The 20,251-nt window shown below is 72.8% G+C and carries 16 protein-coding genes and 1 tRNA gene; 12 read left to right on the top strand and 5 right to left on the bottom strand.

Annotated features, from left to right (window positions below; genetic code table 11):
- Positions 1 to 25 precede the first annotated feature (25 nt).
- Together ATL31_RS04530 and ATL31_RS04525 are read left to right on the top strand one after the other, a co-directional pair.
- Positions 26 to 460: a molybdenum cofactor biosynthesis protein MoaE gene (locus ATL31_RS04530; RefSeq protein WP_101394726.1), complete on the top strand. Its 435-nt coding sequence runs from the start codon at positions 26 to 28 to the stop codon at positions 458 to 460.
- Entirely contained in the window at positions 457 to 1,575 is a 1,119-nt protein-coding gene (locus ATL31_RS04525) for a YlbL family protein (protein WP_245861917.1), read from the top strand. Before ATL31_RS04530 ends, ATL31_RS04525 begins: the two co-directional genes overlap by 4 nt.
- Positions 1,576 to 1,616: 41 nt before the next feature.
- Here the strand turns inward: ATL31_RS04525 and ATL31_RS04520 are convergent, their stop codons facing one another.
- Entirely contained in the window at positions 1,617 to 2,159 is a 543-nt protein-coding gene (locus ATL31_RS04520) for a PPA1309 family protein (RefSeq protein WP_101394725.1), read from the bottom strand.
- 229 nt (positions 2,160 to 2,388) lie between these two features.
- Here ATL31_RS04520 and ATL31_RS04515 point away from each other — a divergent pair, with 229 nt between their 5' ends.
- Together ATL31_RS04515 and ATL31_RS04510 are read left to right on the top strand one after the other, a co-directional pair.
- The gene (locus ATL31_RS04515; protein ID WP_245861911.1) at positions 2,389 to 5,319 is read left to right on the top strand and encodes a UPF0182 family membrane protein; all 2,931 of its coding nucleotides are present in this window, start codon (positions 2,389 to 2,391) and stop codon (positions 5,317 to 5,319) included.
- Between the two features lie 77 nt (positions 5,320 to 5,396).
- Positions 5,397 to 5,473, top strand: a tRNA-Met gene (locus ATL31_RS04510).
- A 61-nt stretch (positions 5,474 to 5,534) separates the two neighbouring features.
- Here ATL31_RS04510 and ATL31_RS04505 read toward each other — a convergent pair.
- Genes ATL31_RS04505 through ATL31_RS04495 form a run of 3 tightly spaced genes read right to left on the bottom strand, consistent with a single transcriptional unit; the run spans position 5,535 to position 9,930 of the window.
- Complete coding sequence (locus ATL31_RS04505; protein ID WP_245861909.1) at positions 5,535 to 8,171, bottom strand: multicopper oxidase domain-containing protein; 2,637 nt, start codon at positions 8,169 to 8,171, stop codon at positions 5,535 to 5,537.
- Positions 8,168 to 9,289: a hypothetical protein gene (locus ATL31_RS04500; protein ID WP_101394723.1), complete on the bottom strand. Its 1,122-nt coding sequence runs from the start codon at positions 9,287 to 9,289 to the stop codon at positions 8,168 to 8,170. Before ATL31_RS04500 ends, ATL31_RS04505 begins: the two co-directional genes overlap by 4 nt.
- Complete coding sequence (locus ATL31_RS04495; protein WP_143598316.1) at positions 9,286 to 9,930, bottom strand: helix-turn-helix transcriptional regulator; 645 nt, start codon at positions 9,928 to 9,930, stop codon at positions 9,286 to 9,288. Before ATL31_RS04495 ends, ATL31_RS04500 begins: the two co-directional genes overlap by 4 nt.
- A 49-nt stretch (positions 9,931 to 9,979) precedes the next feature.
- On the opposite strand from ATL31_RS04495, the gene ATL31_RS17140 reads away from it, so the two are divergent.
- From ATL31_RS17140 to ATL31_RS04470, 5 genes are all read left to right on the top strand, one after another.
- The gene (locus tag ATL31_RS17140; protein WP_342749461.1) at positions 9,980 to 10,774 is read left to right on the top strand and encodes a DUF2249 domain-containing protein; all 795 of its coding nucleotides are present in this window, start codon (positions 9,980 to 9,982) and stop codon (positions 10,772 to 10,774) included.
- Between the two features lie 99 nt (positions 10,775 to 10,873).
- Positions 10,874 to 12,283 (top strand): NAD(P)/FAD-dependent oxidoreductase, encoded by a 1,410-nt coding sequence (locus ATL31_RS04485; RefSeq protein WP_101394721.1) that lies wholly within the window; start codon positions 10,874 to 10,876, stop codon positions 12,281 to 12,283.
- Between the two features lie 45 nt (positions 12,284 to 12,328).
- The gene (locus tag ATL31_RS04480) at positions 12,329 to 13,618 is read left to right on the top strand and encodes a M16 family metallopeptidase (protein WP_101394720.1); all 1,290 of its coding nucleotides are present in this window, start codon (positions 12,329 to 12,331) and stop codon (positions 13,616 to 13,618) included.
- A complete protein-coding gene (locus ATL31_RS04475; RefSeq protein WP_101394719.1) occupies positions 13,615 to 14,961 on the top strand; it encodes a M16 family metallopeptidase in 1,347 nt (448 codons plus the stop codon). Before ATL31_RS04480 ends, ATL31_RS04475 begins: the two co-directional genes overlap by 4 nt.
- Positions 14,962 to 14,974: 13 nt before the next feature.
- Positions 14,975 to 15,496: a methylated-DNA--[protein]-cysteine S-methyltransferase gene (locus ATL31_RS04470; RefSeq protein ID WP_245861906.1), complete on the top strand. Its 522-nt coding sequence runs from the start codon at positions 14,975 to 14,977 to the stop codon at positions 15,494 to 15,496.
- On the opposite strand, the gene hisN is transcribed toward ATL31_RS04470, so the two are convergent.
- Entirely contained in the window at positions 15,493 to 16,296 is an 804-nt protein-coding gene (hisN, locus tag ATL31_RS04465; protein ID WP_170062488.1) for a histidinol-phosphatase, read from the bottom strand. The two genes, ATL31_RS04470 and hisN, sit on opposite strands and share 4 nt — an antisense overlap.
- A gap of 231 nt (positions 16,297 to 16,527) precedes the next feature.
- Here hisN and ATL31_RS04460 point away from each other — a divergent pair, with 231 nt between their 5' ends.
- The 3 genes from ATL31_RS04460 (at position 16,528) to ATL31_RS04450 (ending at position 20,246) form a co-directional block, all read left to right on the top strand.
- Positions 16,528 to 18,189, top strand: a complete 1,662-nt coding sequence (locus ATL31_RS04460; protein ID WP_101394717.1) for a peptide ABC transporter substrate-binding protein — start codon at positions 16,528 to 16,530, stop codon at positions 18,187 to 18,189.
- A 208-nt stretch (positions 18,190 to 18,397) separates the two neighbouring features.
- Complete coding sequence (locus ATL31_RS04455) at positions 18,398 to 19,327, top strand: ABC transporter permease (RefSeq protein ID WP_101394716.1); 930 nt, start codon at positions 18,398 to 18,400, stop codon at positions 19,325 to 19,327.
- The gene (locus ATL31_RS04450; protein WP_101394715.1) at positions 19,320 to 20,246 is read left to right on the top strand and encodes an ABC transporter permease; all 927 of its coding nucleotides are present in this window, start codon (positions 19,320 to 19,322) and stop codon (positions 20,244 to 20,246) included. Before ATL31_RS04455 ends, ATL31_RS04450 begins: the two co-directional genes overlap by 8 nt.
- Positions 20,247 to 20,251 lie beyond the last annotated feature (5 nt).

Genomic DNA, 20,251 nt, shown 5'->3' with positions numbered 1-20,251 from the left:
CCGGCCGTCCCCCGAGGAGCTCCCTGTGCCCACCGATGACGCCCGGGTCGCGCTCGTCGCCGTCCGTGACGAGCCGCTGTCCGTCGACGAGGCGCTCGCCGCCGTCCGCCACCCCGCCTGCGGTGGCGTCGCCCTCTTCGTCGGGCTCGTGCGCGACCACGACCACGGTGACTCGGTCACCGGGCTCGACTACTCGGCCCACCCGAGCGCCGAGGCGACCATGCGCGAGGTCTGCGACGAGGTGCTGGCCTCCTCCGACGCCCTGCGCGTCGCGGCCGTGCACCGCACCGGCACCCTCGCGATCGGCGACCTCGCGGTCGTCGTGGCCGCCGCCGCCCCCCACCGCGGTCAGGCGTTCGACGCCTGCCGCGCCATCATCGACACCCTCAAGGCGCGCACCCCGATCTGGAAGCACCAGCAGCTCGGCGACGGGTCCGCCGAGTGGGTGGGGATGCCGTGAGCGGACTCCCCGACGAGGACCTGCGTCTCGAGCACGCCCACCCCGGCGACACCGCGCACGACGATCCCTGGCGGCCCGGTCGGCTGGCCGCGGGTGCGCTGACGGCGGTCTTCGTGCTGGTGATCCTGGCGGCGGGGATGACCTTCGTGGGCCTGCCCTACGTCGTCCTGTCGCCCGGCCCGGCCACCAACGTCCTCGGTGACGTCGGCGGCAAGCCGGTGCTCTCGGTCTCGGGCGCGCAGACCTACCCCACCGACGGGGCGCTCGACTTCACCACCGTCGGTTTCGACGGCGGGCCGGGGCGCACCGTCACCATCTACGACCTCGCCGAGGCGTGGCTCAGCGACGACATCGCGGTCGAGCCCGAGAAGCTCTACTTCCCGCCGGACGTCTCCGAGGACGACGTCGCGGCCCAGAACACCGAGATGATGAACGAGTCGCAGGTCGTCGCCGCGGCCACCGCGCTGCGGGCGCTCGGTCGCACCGTGAAGACCACCGTGGGCATCGCCGGTGTCCCGCAAGGCAGCCCGGCGCAGGGCGTCATCGAGACCGGCGACGTCATCGTGTCGGTCGACGGGACCCCGGCCACCGACCCCGCCGCCGTGCGGGCGGCCGTCACGGCCCACCAGCCGGGCGAGGACGTCCGCGTCACGGTCCGGCGGGGAGGGGTCGAGAAGACCCTCACCGTCAAGGCCGGCGACTCCCAGGGGCGCGCCGTCATCGGGGTGCTGCTCCGCACCGACTACGACCTCCCCGTCGAGGTCACGCTCAACACCGGCCAGGTCGGCGGCCCGTCGGCGGGCCTGATGTTCAGCCTCGCCATCTACGACGTGCTCACCCCGGGCGCGCTCACCGGGGGCAAGCGCATCGCGGGCACCGGCACCATCGAGGACGACGGCTCGGTCGGGGCGATCAGCGGCATCCAGCAGAAGATGGTCGGGGCCCATGCCGTCGGCGCGCGCTGGTTCCTGTCGCCGGCCGAGGACTGCGCCGACGCCGTGGGGCACGTCCCCGACGGGATGACGCTGCTCAAGGTCACGACCTTCACCGACGCCAAGGCCGCGGTCGAGGGCATCGCGAAGGGCGACACCGCGGGCCTCCCGCGCTGCGGCTGAGCCCCGGACCCGGCGCCGGCTCCGGCCGCGCCGGCGTCCCGTCAGTCGAAGGTCGCGCGCAGGGCGTGGACCAGGCCCGGGGCGATGTCGTCGCCCAGGGCCACCCGGTCGTCGCTGTCGTACGCGCGCTGACGGAGCAGGCACCGCGAGGCGCCGTCACGGGTGACGGCCACCACGAGCCGCACGTCGGCCCGCTCCGGGTGCGCGGCCACGGCCGCCAACGCGGCCTCGGCGTCCTCGGGCAGGTCACGCTCGGCCGCCGGGGGCACGACGATGCGCTCGAGGGCCAGCGCGCAGCCGGTGACCTGGTCGGGCCACGCGATGCGCGCCAGCAGGTCCTCGATGCCGTCGGCCTCGGGCAGCTCGTCCTGCTCGACCGCCGAGAGCGCCCCGGCCACGGCGTCGTGGGTGGCGAGCCCGTCGGCGAGCTGCGGCTCGTGGGTCAGCAGCTCGGCGGTCGGCACGAGCGCGAAGAGGCGCACCGGTTGGTCCCACCCCGAGCGCGCCACGTGCCGCTCGGTGTCGAGGGCGGCCAGGGTCAGGGGGTCGGTCACCGGTCGGGGCGCGTCAGTCACGGGGACCATGGTGCCCGAACGAACGATGGGGGGCGCTCGGGCGTTCAGGTGTGCGAGGTAGGTTGACCATCCTTCCCGCACGACGACCCCCGCCAGTGGGACGAGGAGAGCTGTGAGTCGCTCGGAGTGGTTCGACGGTCCGAACGGCCCCGACGAGGGCGCCCCGCGTCCCGGCGGGCCCGGCGCGGGCGGAGGGCGGACGGGGACGGTCGGCGTCCGCCGCCGCCGGGGCCCCCTGGTGCCTACACTCGTCGTGCTGGCCGGGCTGGCGGTGCTCGCCGGCCTGGTGGCCGACCTCTCCACCGACGTGTGGTGGTACGACTCGGTCGGCTTCCGCGGCGTGTTCGTCACCGAGCTCACGACCAAGACCCTCATCTTCGCCGTCGCGGGGCTGCTCACCGCGGGCGCGGTCGGTGCGAGCCTCGTCGTGGCCTACCGCACGCGCCCGATCTACGTGCCCGTCACCCCGGCCCAGCAGGTGCTCGAGCAGTACCGCCAGGCCATCGAGCCGCTGCGGCGGATCGCGCTCGTCGTCATCCCGGTGGTGCTCGGCCTGCTCGCCGGCTCCGGGTCGATGGGGGCCTGGCGCACCTACCTGCTGTGGGCCAACGGCGGCGACTTCGGCACGAAGGACCCGCAGTTCGGGCTCGATGTCGGCTTCTTCGTCTTCACCCTGCCCTGGTTGGACTTCATCGTCAGCTTCGTCACCGTGGTGCTGGTGCTGGCCTTCCTCGCGGCGGCCTTCACCCACTACGTCTACGGCGGCCTGCAGCTGCCGGGTCGCGGGCCGTCCACCCGCGCCGCCTACGTGCACCTCGGCGTGCTCGGTGCGCTCATCGCCCTCACCCGCGCGGCGTCCTACTGGCTCGACCGGTACTCGCTCTCGACGCAGAAGGGCAGCCTCATCACCGGCATCACCTACACCGACGCCAACGCGGTGCTGCCGACCAAGGCCATCCTGGCCGTCGCCGCCGTGATGTGCGCCGGGTTCTTCCTGGCCGCCATCTGGAGCCGCAGCTGGCGCCTGCCCATCACCGGCGTGGCGCTGCTCGTGGTCACCGCGGTCGTCGTGGGCGCCGTGTACCCGGCGCTGATCCAGTCGCTGAAGGTCGGCCCCTCCGAGAAGTCGCTCGAGGCGAAGTACATCGGGCGCAACATCGCCGCCACCAGCGCGGCCTTCGGGCTCGACCGGGTCGAGCGCATCCAGAACGTCGTGCCCGCACAGGCCCCCGCCACCGCAGCGCTGCGGGCCGGGGCCGAGGACATCCCCGGCGTACGCATCATCGACCCCAACGTCGTGGCGCCCACGTTCCGCCAGCTCGAGGGCCAGCGCGACTACTACGCCTTCCCCGACACCCTCGACGTCGACCGCTACACCGTCGACCAGCGCGTCGACGACGCCGTCGTGGCGGTGCGCGAGATCAACCTCGACGGCCTGCCGGACAACCAGCGCAACTGGATCAACGACCACACCGTCTTCACCCACGGCTACGGCTTCTACGCGGCGTACGGCAACCAGCGCACCACCGAGGGCGACCCGGTGTTCTTCGAGGGCGGTGGGCGCAGCACGCTCGGCCCGTACGAGCCGCGCATCTACTTCGGCGAGCTCTCGCCGGAGTACTCCGTGGTCGGGGCCGAGCGGGGCGCCTCGCCGCGCGAGTTCGACTACCCGGGCGGCTCCGACGGCGACGTGGCGGTGCAGAACACCTACACCGGCGGCGGGGGCGTCTCGATCGGCTCGTTCATGCGCCGGGTCGCGTACGCCATCAAGTACCGCGAGGCCAACTTCCTGCTCTCGGACGCCGTCAACGGCCAGTCGCGCATCCTCGACCACCGCACCCCCAAGGAGCGTGTCGAGCGGGTCGCCCCCTGGCTGCAGCTCGACGGCAACGCCTACCCCGCCGTGGTCGACGGGCGCGTGCAGTGGATCGTCGACGGCTTCACCACGTCGGCCAGCTACCCCAACAGCCGCCTCGTCGACCTCGCCGAGGCCACCTCCGACTCGGTCGCGCGGCGCTCCAACGTCGTGCAGGTGCGCACCGGCGAGATCAACTACATCCGCAACGCCGTCAAGGCCACCGTCGACGCCGAGGACGGGTCGGTGCGCCTCTACGGCTGGGACGTGAGCGACCCCATCCTCAAGGCCTGGAGCAAGGCCTTCCCCGGCTCGGTCCGACCGCTGTCGGACATCTCGGGCTCGCTGATGTCGCACATCCGCTACCCGCAGGACCTCATCAAGGTCCAGCGCGACCTGCTGAACGAGTACCACGTCACCGACCCGGGCACGTTCTACAGCGGCTCCGACAAGTGGCGCGTCCCGCGCGACCCGTCGGTGGCCAGCCAGGACCAGCCGGTGCTCTTCCAGTCGATCGCCCTGCCGGGCGAGAAGGCCGCGACGTTCTCGATCACCACCTCCTTCGTGCCGGCGAGCAACAACGAGGCGGGCCGCGAGATCCTGCGCGGGCTCCTGGCGGTCAACGCCGACGCCGGCACCCAGGCCGGCAAGCCGGCCGCCTCCTTCGGCGCCCTGCGGCTGCTGGAGTTCGGGGCCGCCCAGCCGCCGGGCCCGGGGCAGGTACGCAACCAGATCCAGAACTCCACGTCGCGCTCGCAGAACCCGGCCGAGCCGCTGAACCTCGCGCAGTACATCACCAACAACTCGGGCTCCGGCAAGCAGCTGACGTTCGGGAACCTGCTGACCTTCCCGCTGGCGGGGCGCACGTTCTACGTGCAGCCGATCTACGTCCAGGCCTCCAGCGGGTCGGGGTCGTTCCCGCAGAACAAGATCACCGTGGCCTTGTACGGCACCAACGTGGCCTGGGGCGACACCCTCGAGCAGGCCATCACCGGGCTGTTCGGCCAGGGCAGCGGCGGGGGAGGGGGCGGTGGCAGCCCCACCACGCCCACCACCCCGAGCACGCCGTCGACGAGCCTCGAGCAGCAGCTCACCGTGGCCATCGGCGAGATCCAGGCGGCGTACTCGGCGGGGCAGCAGGCACTCACCAAGGGCGACTTCGCCGCGTACGGCGATGCCCAGAAGGCCCTGGCCGAGGCCATCACCAAGGCCGACTCCATCGCGGCCCAGCTGGGGGCTCCGGCCGCGACGCCGGCCCCGTCGGCCACCCCGTCGGCGGCGCCGTCGGCCAGTACGACGGCCAGCGCCGGGTAGCCGATTTGAGTCCGGGCGCCCCTCTCGCGTACTGTCGAGTCATACCGAGCACGGCCTCCGGGCTGTGACTCACTCGACGCGGGGTGGAGCAGCTCGGTAGCTCGCCGGGCTCATAACCCGGAGGTCGCAGGTTCAAATCCTGCCCCCGCTACCACGGTCAGGCGCGGAACCCTCGGGTTCCGCGCCTGACGCCGTTCGGGGGGCCCGCCCGCGTCTCAGCCCGTCACGTCGATGGCGCCGTGGGCGCCGCGCTCGGCGTCGACCATCACGTGGTTGACGAAGGTGTACCGCCCGGGCTCGTCGAAGACGGTCTCCACGAACCCGCCCTGGGCGGCCGCCAGCGCGAGGGCCTGCGAACCGCCGGTGCGCGACGGTCCCCGCGCCGAGCCGAGCAGCCAGTCACCCTCCAGCCAGGTGCGGTCGAACTGGCCGCCGACGACGTGGAACGACAGAGGCCGGTCGGGACCGGCGTCCAGCAGCCAGATCCGCACCCGCTCGCCGACCTTCACGGTGAGCGGGGCGTGGTCGTAGGCGTTCCGGTAGCCGTTGAAGACCACGGCGTCGGGCTTCTCGGCCTGGAGCGCGTCCATGTCGACCGGGCCGCCCTGGGGGCCGTAGTAGTGCTCGGACTGCACCAGGACGAAGGAGCGGTCGACGGCCGGCAGGTCGGGAGGGTCGATCACGACCGCGCCGAACAGGCCGTTGGCGATGTGGGCGCTCATCGGGGCGGACGAGCAGTGGTACAGCCAGATCCCGGCGCGGCGTGCCGTGAACCGGTAGGTCAGGGACTTCCCCGGCGGGATGGTCACCATGACCGCGTCGGGGGCGCGCTGGCCGGCGTGGAAGTCGATGGAGTGGCCCACCGTCCCGTGGTTGACGAGCCGGATGACGAAGGTGTCACCCACCCGGCCGTGCAGGGTCGGCCCGGGGGAGGAGCCGTTGTAAGTCCACAGCTGCTGGGTGACGCCGGGCGCGACCTCCTTCACCTGCTCGGTGATGGTGAAGGTGCGGTGGTGCACCCGGCCCGGCTCCAGAGATGGCAGCGCGGGGTCGGGGATGACGGTGCCGGGTGCCGGCTCGCCCGGCGCCATCTCGTGGCCGGCGTGGGCGCCCGCGGTCGACGCGGCGCCCCCCGGAGGCGCGGAGGGGGCGACGGCGGCCATCGGCGCGCCGACGGCCTCGATGGCCAGCACCATGCCCATCTGCCGGTGCCCGACGACCGAGCACCAGCCGTCGACGTCGCGCCCGACCACCCCGGCGTCGAGCACGGCCGACTCCCCGGGCGCGATCCGCCCGGAGTCGTGGCCGGTCTCGAGCACCAGGTCGTGGACGTCGGTCCGGTCGGTGTTCTCGACCGTGATGACGAGCCGGTCGCCGACCGGCACCCGGATGCGCGACGGGGTGAAGCGCATGTCCTTGGCCTCGACCGTGACCGCGGTGGTGTGCCCGGTCGGCACGGCTCCGTCGGCCGCGGAGTGCGGCGCCCCGACGAGGCGGGCCGGGTCCAGCGAACCGCCGAAGGCCACCGCGGTCATGACCAGCGCGAGGCCGACGACGGCAATCCCGGTGGTCTGGCCGACAGGACGAAGGGTGGTCTCGGGCGTGTCAGCGGAGCGGGCCGTACGACGGCGTCGGCTCGTGCGCACCAGGATCGGGACGAACGAGGCGAGCGCGGCGAGCACGAGCACGGACGCGACGACGCGCACCGGGCTCGGGACCGGCAGGACGCAGACGAGCAGGCCGAGGTTGGTCAGGCTCACGCGCAGCGCCCCGCCGGCGTCCAGGTCGCGGTTGGTGGCGCGGACGGCGGCCGGCCCGCCGCCCATGACGACGGGGATGAGGTAGGACGTGGCGCCGAGCAGGACCTGGGCCACGAAGCCGGCGGCCAGGTAGGGCGTCAGCTGTTCGGTGGCCTTCCCGATCCCGAGCCACGAGCCGGCGTGCGACACCGCCCACGACACGTGCAGGACCAGTGCCGACAGCAGGCCGAGCAGCCACGCCATCCCCGCGAGCAGCGACCAGGCCGGGAAGGACGTGGGGGGCTTGACGCGGGCGGTCCGGGCCAGTGGCCAGACCACGAGCCCGGCGCCGACGACGTACACCAGCAGCCCGGCGGGCACCAGGAGCACGACGTCGGCCCAGGCCGCAGCGACGACGAGCGCGATGCCGGCGAGCAGCACGGGCAGGGCCTGGCGGCCACGCTGTTCCGCACCCTCGAGGATGCGGGTGCGCAGCATCGTCGGGCCGAGGGTGACCACGGTGCCGAGCACGGTCAGGCCGACCCAGCCGAGGAGGTTGACCGCGATGTGGGCGAGCTGCACCCGCGTGTGGAGGGGCTCGCCCGGGTCGGCGGCGAGCACGGTGCCCAGCGTGACCCCGACCAGGAGCAGGGCACCGGCGGCGACGTAGAACCAGACCGTGCCGGCGAAGCGGGAGGCGAAGCCGGTGCGGAGGCCGCGCAGGAGGCCCACCACGTGCCAGGCGACCGCGACCGCGATACCGACCGCGCCGACCACGACCAGCCACCACTGGGAGCCCGGCACACCGGTCGCCACGAGCAGCACGCCGAGGTTGAACAGGAGCAGGCGTCGGGACTGCACGCGTCGCGGGGTGGGGGGCAGCCGCACCAAGGTGTCGGCGAAGTACCTGCTCCACACCAGGATCGAGTGCCCCGCGGCACCCAGGACGAGCAGGTGGATCATCAACCAGCGCGGTGCCGGGATGTAGGTGTGGGCGAGCGACACGACGACCACGCCGAGCAGCCAGAGGACCACCGGCAGGTCGCGCAGGGGCCAGAAGCCGCGCGAGCCGCTCTCGACCGCCGGGGCTCGTGAAGCGACCGTGACCTTCACGAGGACGCCACCGCGGTAGCCGCCGCGGGTACCCGCCGGGGCCGGGCCGGCGCTCCCCGGACCGCGCTGCCGACCGCCACGACGAGGAAGAGCAGCAGCGCGAGCGCGTTGCCGGCGCCCCCGAGACGGCGAGCCATCTCGCTGCCCAGGGCGTCGCCGCCCCAGAGCCGCAGCACCAGCGAGAGCTGGAGGAGGCCCCACGGTCCGTACATCACCGGGCGGTAGGGCAGCGGCACCCGCGTCACGGCGGGCAGGATCGAGGAGGCGTGGGCCATGATCATCGAGATCGTGAAACCGAGGAAGACGGCGTGCACGACGGCGTCGTACCTCGCGCCCCCCGCGGTCGTGCCGCCCAGCAGCCAGATGCCGCCCGCGACGACCAGCCAGGCCTGGCCGGCCAGCATGCAGCCCGCGGCGAACCGGGGCAGACCCGAGCTCCTCACCGTGCGGCGCGCCACGTCGTGACGCACCAGCCACGCCGTCAGCGCGAGGAGGGCGACGCCCAGGAGCGGGGTCCCCACGGCCGGCCACAGGGTGGCCGCCACGACGGCGCTCGCCAGCCCGCTGCTCAGGAGGACGAGGTCGCGCCCCGCCGTCGGCGGCATGGCCAGGCGCGCGAGCTCGAGGCGCTCGCCGCCGATGGTCAGGATCACGAACCCGGCCAGCCACGGGATGGTCTGGGACGTGTCGGCACCGGCGCGCCACAGCACCGCCCCGCCCAGGGCGCACACGGCGCCGAGCGCGGAGACCAGCACCGCGTCGTCACGGTTGCGGTGCCACAGCGGGACGTAGACCAGGCACAGGGCCAGCGAGCCGGCCGTGAGCAGGGCGGCGCCGACCGCCCGGGTGGGCTCCGGGACGAGCAGCACGGCTCCGAGGCCCAGCAGCGCCGGTGCTGCGTACCCGACGGGGCGACCGAGCGCGACCGCTCGCTCCAGGGCGACGAGGGTGCCGACGAAGCCGAACACCATGAGGATCCCGTGGACGTCGCCGAGGCGAGCGGAGCCCACCGGGGGCCAGGCGTCCAGGAGGCCGAGCCCGGCGTCCATGCCGACCAGGAGGGCGAGGCCGGCGGGGAGCGCGAGCAGGGTTCGCGCGGCCGGCCGCCGTGCGCTCATCCCCCGGTCCCGGGGCTCGGGATCCGCACCAGGCACGCGTCGGGCTCGCCGAACGGCTGCAGGGCGTGCGGGTCGAGCGACTCGCCCAGGACGCCTTCGATCAGCCCGAGGTGCACGCTGCAGACCGCCGCCGGATGGGCCCGGGCGGCGTCGAGGAAGGGGCACCGGGTGAGCCTGACCACCGTCGGGTCCGGGGACGGCTCAGGGCCGAAGCCGACGTGCTCGAGGGTCAGCAGGAGGCGTTCGCGCGGGGTCCGCTCGTCCCCGTCGAACACCGCGCGCAGCCGCTCACCCCAGGCGCGCCCCCCGGACTCGCCGGTCTCGCGGGCGGTGGCACCGGGGCTGGCCTCGATGCCGCGGGCCAAGGACTGCGCCAGCGCGGCGTACGGCGCCTCGCGGGCGACGTAGGCCCAGGCGGGGCGGCCGCGCCCCGCGGGGCGGGCTCGCAGACGCGTGACGTGGGAGGCCTGGTGCAGGGCGTCGAGATGACCCCGCACGGTGTTCTCGTGCAGGCCGGTGACCTCCACGAGCTGGGCGAGGGTCGTCGGCGCTCCCCGCCGGGTCAGGGCGGCGAGGACGCGGCCCTGGGCGTCCGTGGGGGCTCGGCCGGGTCCGGGCCGGGGGCCGGTGTTTTTTTCCACGGTGATCATTGTATGTTATTCGTACCTGATCCTCGAAAGGACACACCCCATGACTGCTCTGACGATCTCCTCGAGCCCGGCCGACGCCGAGGCCGTGGAGGCGGTGGCGAACCACCACGCCCTGATGTCCGGTGAGCTGGCCCTGCTGGTGGCCGACCTCCTCCACACGGCGGGGGGTGAGGCGCCCACGGCCCGGGACCGCCTCGTCGCCTGGGCCCGGGAGTCCCTCGTCCCGCACGCGCTGGCCGAGGAGAGGAGCCTCTACCCGGCGGCGAGTGGGATGGCGGAGGGCCGGCTGCTCGTCGACGCGATGCTCGCCGAGCACGTCGCCATCGTCGCCGTGGTCGACGAGGTCGAGAGGGCGACCACCCCCGTGGGGGCGGCCGCCTCCGGCCGGGCACTGCAGGCGCTCTTCGCCGTCCACCTGGCCAAGGAGAACGACCAGCTGCTGCCGCTGCTCGCGACCTCCCCCGAGCACTCGCTCGCCGACCTGCTCGCCGGCATGCACGAGCTGCTCGGCGGCCACGACGGGCACGGGCACGGACACTCCGAGCAGTCCGAGCCGGCGCCGGGCCACGGTGGGTCGGGCTGCGCCTGCGGCACCGTCGACCCGCCCGGCCACCCCGAGCTGGACGTCCGGGTCATCCCGCACGCCATCCGGCACGCCACGATCTTCGGCGCGCTCGACGCGGTGGCTCCCGGCTCCGGCCTGGAGATCGTCGCCGACCACGACCCGGTCCCGCTGCTCGACCAGGTGCAGCGACGCACCCCCGGCCGTTTCGGCGTCACCTATCTCGAGCGGGGACCGGTCGACTTCAGGGTCCGGTTCATCGCCCGCGCGTAGGCGACGCTCGTCGCGACCCCGCCGTCGCCCCGGCGGGCGCGGACCGCGCTCGGGCGCGAGAGGCGGCATAGCGGCCGCGTCGCCGGTGTTGACCCGGATGTGAACGTCACCCCTGCCGCCCCGCACCGCATCGTCGTCATCGGCTCGGGCTTCGGTGGGTTGTTCGGCACGCAGGCCCTCAAGCGGCGCGGCGACGTCGAGATCACCCTCGTGGCGAAGACCGCCCACCACCTCTTCCAGCCGCTGCTCTACCAGGTGGCCACCGGCATCCTCTCCGAGGGCGAGATCGCCCCGAGCACCCGCGAGGTGCTCGCGCGGCAGAAGAACGCCCGGGTCGTGCTCGGCGAGGTCACGCACGTCGACCTGGCGGCGCGCACCGTCACCTCCGAGCTCCTGGGCCGCGAGAGCGTCCTCCCGTACGACACCCTCCTGGTGGCCGCGGGCGCCGGGCAGTCGTGGTTCGGCAACGACCACTTCGCGCGCCACGCGCCCGGCATGAAGTCGATCGACGACGCCCTCGAGCTGCGCGGCCGCATCTTCGGGGCGTTCGAGCTGGCCGAGATCGCGCAGACCCCCGCCGAGGTGCAGCGCGCGCTGACCTTCGTCGTCGTCGGCGCCGGCCCCACCGGGGTGGAGATGGCCGGGCAGATCGCCGAGCTGGCCCACCGCACGCTCAAGAACGACTTCCGCCGGATCGACCCGCGTGACGCCCGCATCCTCCTGGTGGACGCCGTCGACACCGTGCTCCCGTCCTTCGGCGAGCGCCTCGGCGGCGCGGCCAAGCGCACGCTGAGCGACCTCGGGGTCGAGGTCCGGCTCGGCACGATGGTCACCGACGTCGACTCCACCGGCATCGTCGTGCGCGAGCCCGACGGCTCCTCGCACCGCATCGACGCCCTCACCAAGGTCTGGGCCGCCGGCGTGCAGGCCAGCCCGCTCGGACGCCAGCTCGCCGAGCAGTCGGGGGCTGGGCTCGACCGGGCCGGGCGCGTGCAGGTGAACCCCGACCTCACCCTCCCCGGCCACCCCGAGGTCTTCGTCGTCGGCGACATGATCTCGCTCGACGGCCTGCCCGGGGTGGCCCAGGTCGCCATCCAGGGGGCCCGGTTCGCGGCCCGCCAGATCGGCCGTCGCCTGGACGGCACCGACACCGAGGCGCACTTCGAGTACCGCGACAAGGGCTCGATGGCGACCATCTCGCGCTTCAGCGCGGTGGCCTCCATCGGGCGGCTGCGCTTCGCCGGGTTCTTCGCCTGGGTCCTCTGGCTGGCGATCCACCTCGTCTACATCATCGGCTTCAAGAGCCAGGTGACGACGCTGCTGCACTGGGCGGTGAGCTTCCTGGGGCGTGGTCGCGCCGAGCGGGTGGCCACCGAGCAGCAGGTCTTCGGGCGGCGCGCCCTCGACGCCCTGCCCCGGCGCGATGCTCCGGTCCTGCCGGGGTCCGCGGCCACCGTCGAGCCGACGGAGGCCGGGCTCGAGCCCGAGGCGCCGCGCCCGGTCGGCTGAGAACGCTCGTCCGTCCCCGTCGGGCCCCGGCCGTAGGGTGACGCCATGCCGCTGGACTACCCCATCCACCGACGCACGCTGCCCAACGGGCTGCGTGTCGTCGTCTCGCCTGACCACACGGTCCCCAACGTCACGGTCAACCTCTGGGTCGGGGTCGGCTCGCGTCACGAGCAGCCCGGCCGCACCGGCTTCGCCCACCTCTTCGAGCACCTGATGTTCCAGGGTTCGCGGGGGGTGCGCAGCGGTGAGCACTTCGAGGCGCTGATGGCCGAAGGGGGCCGGCTCAACGCGACCACCTGGTTCGACCGCACCAACTACTTCGAGACCGTGCCGTCGGGCGCGCTCGAGCTGGCCCTGTGGCTCGAGGCCGACCGGCACGGTCACCTGCTCGACGCGCTCACCCAGGACAACCTCGACAACCAGCGCGACGTGGTCAAGGAGGAGAAGCGCCAGCGCTACGACAACCAGCCCTACGGCAACGCGCTGGTCGACGTCTACGCCGCCGTCTTCCCCGAAGGCCATCCGTACCATCACCCCACGATCGGCTCGATGGCCGACCTCGACGCCGCCGGTGTGGATGACGTGCACGCGTTCTTCCGTCGCTACTACGCGCCCGACAACACCGTGCTGACCCTGTGCGGCGACGTCGAGCCCGAGCACGGGTTCGCCCTCGTCGAGCGGCACTTCGGCCCCCTCACCGCGCGGGCCGAGACGCCCCGGCCGCCCCTGCCGCAGCTCGAGCCGCTGGCCGAGCCGGTCCGGGTGGTGCGCCGTGAGCAGGTGCCCAACGACCGGGTCCACGTCGCGTTCCGCCTGCCGGTCGACGGCACCGACGAGCTCGTGGCCGCGATGGTCGCGCTCGACTGCCTGGCCGGCCTGTCCACCTCCAGCCTGGTGCGCCGGCTGGTCCGGCGCGAGCAGGTGGCCGTCGGGGCCCATGCCACCGCCTGGGGCTTCGTCGACGGCGTCTCCCTGGGCTTCGTCGTGCTCGACGTCGCCCCCGGCGCCGACCCCGACCTCCTCGAGGACGCCCTGGTCGAGGAGCTCGAGCGCCTCGCCACCCACGGGCCGACCGAGGCCGAGCTCGACGCCTCCATCGCCCAGTCCGAGCGCGGCTGGCTCTCGGCGCTCGCGAGCCAGGAGGAGCGGGCCGACATGATCAGCCGCTTCACGCTCCTGCACGACGACCCGGGGATGGTCAACACCCACCTCGACCGGATGCGCGCCGTCACCCCCGAGCGCGTGCTCGAGGCCGCGCGCCGCTGGCTGGCGCCGCAGAGCCGGGCCGTCGTCTCGTACCTCGGCGACGCCGACCAGGCGGAGGCGGTCGCGTGAGCACCCGCCCGCCCGTCCTCGCGCCCGCCCCGTGGGCCTTCCCGGCCGCCGCCGAGCACCTCCTCCCCAACGGCCTGCGGGTGCTGGTGCACGACCTGCCGGGGCAGTACGTCCTCTCGCTGCGCCTCGTCGTCCCCGCGTCGCTGGCCGACGAGCCCCGCGCCATCGAGGGCGTGTCGGCCATGACGGCCCGCCTCCTCGACGAGGGCACCGCCCAGTACACCTCCGAGGAGTTCGCCGAGCTCATGGAGCGCCACGGGATGGTGCTGGGGGCCGGGGTCTCCGACGGTGGGCTGATGGTCGACGTCGACGTGCCGCAGGCGCACCTGGCCACGGCGGCGCGGCTGCTCACGGCCGCGCTGGCCGACCCGGTCTTCCCCGACGACGAGGTGCGCCGCATCCTGCGCACGCGACAGGCCGAGATCGAGCAGGAGCGGGCCTCGGCCGCCCATCGCGGCAGCCGCGAGCTCGCCCGCACCCTCTGGGACGACGGCGACCGGGCCGCCCGCCCGGCCGCCGGCACCAGCGGGACCATCGCGGCGATCACCCGCGACGACATCGTCGCGCGGCACGCCCGCGCGGTCGGTCCGCGGGGTGCCACCCTCGTCCTGGCGGGCGACCTGACCGGGGTCCCCGTGGCCGAGGTCCTGGCCGGGACCCTCGGTTCCTGGGAGGCCTCCGGCCACGTCCCGCCCCCTCCCGCGCGCCCCCCGGTGCCCGCCACCGACCGGGCCCGGGTCGTCGTCGTCGACCGCCCCGGAGCGGTGCAGACCGAGCTCCTCGTGGGACGCCCCGGCCCCGACCGCTCCACGTCAGCGGGCTGGGCGCCGCACCCGGTGCTGGCCTTCGTCCTGGGCGGCTCCCCGAGCGCGCGCCTCGACGCCGTCCTGCGGGAGGAGAAGGGCTACACCTACGGGATCCGCTCCGGGTTCCGGCCGCGGGCCGCCGGCGGGACCTTCGTCACGGCCGGCTCGGTACGCACCGAGGTCACCGGCGAGGCGCTCGAGATCGTGCTCGGCATCCTCGACGGGGCGCGCGACGGGTTCACCGACGCCGAGCTGCGCTCCGGGGTCGACTACGTCGCCAAGACCGCCCCCGGCCGCTACGCCACCGCCGACGCCGTGGCCGACGAGACGGCCGCCCTGGCACTCGAGGGGCTGCCGCTGGACTTCACGACGCGAACCCTCGACGCCGTCCGGGCCCTCGGGCTCGACGACCTCGACGCCGCCTACCGGCGCACGGCGACGGGGGAGTGGTCGGTGGTCCTGGTCGGCGACGCCGCCGGCGTGGTGCCCCAGCTCGAGGGGCGGGTCACCGGCGAGGTCACGACCGTTGCCCTCTGAGGCCCCGGGCCCCGTGGCGCCCGGGTCGCCGACCCGCTCGCTCGTGATGCGCTCGCCGGTCGGGCCGCTCGAGCTGCTCGCCCGCGACGGGGCCCTGGTCGCCATCCGGTTCGACGCCGAGCCGGAGGCCGACCCCGCGACCGCTACGGGCCCGGACGGCCGCAACGACGTCCTGGAGGACGCACGGCGCCAGCTCGAGGAGTACTTCGCCGGCCTCCGCCGGGTCTTCGACCTACCGCTGGCGCCCACGGGCACCCCTTTCCGGCAGCGGGTGTGGGCCGAGCTGGCGCTGGTGCCGTGGGGGAGGACCACCACCTACGGCGCGCTGGCGGCCGCCCTCGGGCTGCCGCCGGGTGCGTCGCGGGCCGTCGGCGCGGCCAACGGGGCGAACCCGCTGCCGATCGTCCTGCCGTGCCACCGGGTCGTCGGGAGCGACGGGACCCTCACCGGGTACGCCGGCGGCCTGCCCCGCAAGGCCGCGCTGCTCCGCCTCGAGGGGGTGGCCACCGAGGCCGACCAGGCGGTGCTCTTCTAGCCCGAGGTCGCCTCGCGGGCGGTCCCGAGGCGCGCCAGGACCTCGTCGTGCAGCAGGCCGTTGGTGGCCACGGCGTTGCCGCCGAACGGCCCGTCGGTGCCGTCGAGGGAGGTGAAGCGGCCCCCGGCCTCGGTGACGACCGGCGCCAGCGCCACCATGTCGTGCAGTGACAGCTCGGGCTCGGCCGCGATGTCCACCGCACCCTCGGCCACGAGCATGTAGGACCAGAAGTCGCCGTACGCGCGCTCGCGCCAGCACGCCCGCGCCAGGTCGAGCACGGCGTCCAGACGGCCCACGGCGTCCCACGAGGTGGTGCTCGAGATCGAGAGCGAGGCGTCGGCCAGGGTCGAGACCCCCGAGACGTGCATCTGCCTGGCGCTGGTGAGGCTGCGCCCGGACCACGCACCGGAACCGGTGGCGGCCCACCACCGCCGGCCGAGCGCGGGGGCGGCCACGAGGCCGAGCACCGGTGCGCCGTCGACCACGAGCCCGATGAGGGTGGCCCACACCGGCACGCCGCGCACGAAGCTGTGGGTGCCGTCGATGGGGTCGACGACCCACTGCCGGTTGCCCGAGCCCGTCGGGGGCATCTCCTCGCCGATGACCATGTCGCGAGGACGCGTGCGCTTGAGCTGGGAGCGCACCAGCTCCTCGGCGTCGCGGTCGGCGTCGCTGACCAGGGTGAGGTCGGGTTTGGTCTCGACGTGGAGGTCGTCGGCGCGGAACCGGGCCATGGTCACCCGCTCGACGGCGTCAGCGAGGACATGGGCCAGTCGGAGGTCGTCGTCGAAGCCGGGCACGGCCCTCACGGTACCGGCCGCCGAAGATCTTCCGGCCCAGGACGCGAACCGGTCGCACTTCGGTCACAATCAGGTCTCGGCGCGTCATGGAACTACCAAAGCGGGCATCGGTGGTCTTTAGTTGACCCCGGCACGCCGGTCGGCGCTGCATCGAGTCGGACCCGATCGGGTCCAGCTCACGGAGACCATCCGGACACCGGGTGGCGAACCACTTCACGTAGGAGGACATCCATGCGAGGAACCACTCGCACGGTCGCCGTCGCGGCCATGTCAGCCGTCGCCCTGCTTGCCGCCGGTTGCGGCAACGGCGGCGAATCCGGGGGGAGCAGCAGCTCCGCCGCCGGTGGCCAGAAGGGCGGCGAGATCACCGTCCGCGGCTGTAACCCGCAGAACCCGCTCGTCCCCAGCAACACCACGGAGACCTGTGGCGGCAACGTCATCGACGCGATCTTCTCCAAGCTCGTCCACTACGACGCGGAGACGGCCAAGCCCGAGAACGACCTGGCGGAGTCCATCGAGACCACCGACAACCAGAACTTCACCGTCAAGGTGAAGCAGGGCAACAAGTTCGCCGACGGCACCGACGTCACCGCCAAGAGCTTCGTCGACGCGTGGAACTACGCCGCCTACGGCCCGAACGCGCAGTCCTCCGGCTACTTCATGGAGCCCATCGAGGGCTTCGGCGACACCCAGTGCACCGGCGAGGGCGACGACCCGTGCGCCGGCGCCGGCAAGGCCAAGGCCGAGACCCTCACCGGCCTGAAGGTCGTCGACGACTACACCTTCACCATCAAGACCTCCGAGAAGGTCTCGAACCTGCCGGTGCGTCTGGGCTACTCGGCGTTCGCGCCGCTGCCCGAGGCGTTCTTCAAGGACCCGAAGGCCTTCGGCGACAAGCCGATCGGCAACGGCCCCTACAAGCTGGACGCCTGGAACAAGGAGCAGTCGATCGTTCTCTCGAAGAACCCCGACTACAAGGGTGCCTTCGGCGGCAAGGTCGACAAGATCACCTTCAAGATCTACCAGGACTCCGACTCCGCCTACAACGACGTCCTCGCCAACAACCTCGACATCACCGACGAGATCCCGGCGAGCGCGCTGATCGACGACAAGTACAAGTCGGACCTGCCCGACCGCAACGCGCAGAAGGAGACCGGCGTCATCCAGACGATCACCTTCGCGCCCACCAAGGTCGACCCGAACTACGCGGACCCGAAGATCCGTCAGGCGATCTCCATGGCGATCGACCGCAACACCATCATCAAGCAGATCTTCAACGGCACCCGTGAGCCCGCGACCGGCTGGGTCTCCCCGGTCGTCGACGGCTACAAGGCCGACCAGTGCGGCGAGTACTGCACCTACGACGCGGCCAAGGCCAAGGCGCTCCTCACCGAGGCCGGCGGCTTCAAGGGCGACAAGATCACCCTGTCGTACAACGCGGACGCTGCTCACAAGGAGTGGACCGAGGCCACCTGCAACAGCATCAAGCAGGCGCTCGGCGTCGACTGCGTCGCCACCGGCGTCGTCGACTTCGCCACCTTCCGCTCGCAGATCGCGGACCGCAAGATGAAGGGCATGTTCCGCACCGGCTGGCAGATGGACTACCCGTCGATCGAGAACTTCCTCGCCCCGATCTTCAAGACCGGCGCGTCCTCCAACGACGGCGACTACTCCAACCCGGCCTTCGACAAGCTCCTCACCGAGGCCGCTGCCGAGACCGACGCCGCCGCGGCGAACCAGAAGTACCAGGAGGCCGAGGCGCTCCTCGCCCAGGACATGCCGGCCATCCCGATGTGGTACGGCAAGACCACCATGGGCTGGTCCGACAAGGTCACCGGTGTGAAGATCACCGCCTTCGGCACGATCGACTTCTCGTCGGTCGCCCTGAAGTGACCTGAGGGACCGTCAGGTTCCACGCCACGCGCCGTCGGCCTGTCAGCACCTGCTGGCAGGCCGACGGCCGTGTCCGGGGGACGCGCGGGGCCGCCGGGACCCCGTCGCTACCGCCTCCCACACGCATGGTCTAGGTTCGTCCCGGTAATCCGTCCGACGCCGTGCCGGTCACCGCCGGTCACGCGTCCCGAGTAGTCAGGGAGGTGACATGGGCACCTACGTCCTGCGACGACTGCTCCAGATGATCCCGGTGATCCTGGGAGCCACGTTCCTCATCTTCGCGATGGTCTTCGCCCTACCGGGCGATCCCCTCGCCGGCAAGTGCGGTGAGCGCCCCTGCTCGCCGGCCTACGCGGCCGCGTTCCGCGAGAAGTACAACCTCAACGACCCGCTGCTGGTGCAGTACGGCAAGTACGTCGGCAACCTCGCCCAGGGCGACCTCGGCGAGACCTACAACAACATCAGCGTCGCCGAGCAGCTCAAGAACCGGTACCCGGTCACGGCCAAGCTCGCGCTGATCTCCATCCTCATCGAGACCATCATCGGGATCGCGGCCGGTGTGCTCACCGGCATCCGCAAGGGCGGGTTCCTCGACAACCTCGTCCTGGTCTCGACCCTGGTGCTGATCTCGATCCCGATCTTCGTCATCGGCGGTCTCGCCCAGTACTTCCTGGGCGTCAAGCTCGCGCTGTTCCCGGTGACGGTCACGTCCAGCACCCCCACCGTGTACCAGCTGCTGCTGCCGGCCATCGTGCTCGGCTCGCTGTCGGTGGCCTACGTGGCCCGCCTGACCCGCACCAACCTGGTCGAGAACCTGCGCTCCGACTACGTGCGTACCGCGGTGGCCAAGGGCCTCACCAAGCGCCGCGCCATCGGCATCCACGCCCTGCGCAACTCGCTGATCCCCGTGGTCACCTTCATCGGCTTCGACTTCGGTGCCCTCCTCGGCGGCGCGATCGTCACCGAGAGCATCTTCAACATCCCCGGGGTCGGCGGCTACATCTTCCGCTCCATCCGCTCGCGCGACGGCGTCTCGGTCGTCGGGGCGGTGACGGTGCTGGTCATCGTCTACCTCTTCGTCAACCTGCTCGTCGACCTCCTGTACGGCCTGCTCGACCCGAGGATCACCCATGACTGAGGCAGCCATCACCGAGGCTCCCGGCGTCGCCCCTCCGGACGACGCGGGCGACGCGGGCCCGGCCCGCTCCCTGGCGGGCGACGCCTGGCGCGCCATGCGCCGCAACCCGCTGTTCTGGATCAGCTCGGTCATGATCCTGGTCTTCGTGCTCATGGCCGTCTTCCCGAGCCTGTTCACCAGCACCGATCCGACCGAGGCGATCCTCCAGGAGTCCCGGGCCCTGCCCGGTCAGGGCACCTGGTTCGGGCGCGACATCCAGGGCTACGACATCTACGCCCGGTGCATCTACGGCGCCCGGGCCTCCATCCTGGTCGGCCTGTTCACCACCCTCGGCACCGTCCTGCTGGGCGGGACGATCGGCATCATCGCCGGCTACGCGGGCGGCATCGTCGACACCCTGCTGTCGCGCCTCGGCGACATCTTCTTCGCCATCCCGCTGCTGCTCGGTGCCATCATCTTCCTCGTCTCCCTGCCGCCGACGAACAACTACCTGTTCATCGTGCTCAAGGTGGTCGGGGCGCTGGTCGTCCTGGGCTGGCCGAGCATGGCCCGCCTGATGCGCAGCAGCGTCATCCAGGTCAAGCCCAACGACTACGTCCAGGCCGCCCGGGCCCTGGGCGCCAGCCCGTTCCGCGTCGTGCGCTCGCACATCCTGCCGAACGCGGTGGCGCCGATGATCGTCGTCGCCACCATCAACCTCGGCGCCTACATCTCGGCCGAGGCCACGCTCTCGTTCCTCGGCATCGGCCTGCAGCAGCCGGCCATCTCGTGGGGCATCGACATCAGCTCGGCGATCGTGGGACTGCGCACCACCCCGCACATGCTCTTCTTCCCGAGCCTGTTCCTGTCCCTGGCCGTCCTCGCGTTCATCATGCTCGGCGACGCCGTGCGTGACGCGCTCGACCCGAAGAACCGGTGACGCCC

The sequence above is a fragment of the Phycicoccus duodecadis genome, assembly GCF_002846495.1.
Classification (GTDB): Bacteria; Actinomycetota; Actinomycetes; order Actinomycetales; family Dermatophilaceae; genus Phycicoccus; species Phycicoccus duodecadis.
The sequence above is the reverse complement of the archived record's forward strand: the minus strand, read 5'-3'. Positions and strand labels throughout refer to the sequence as shown.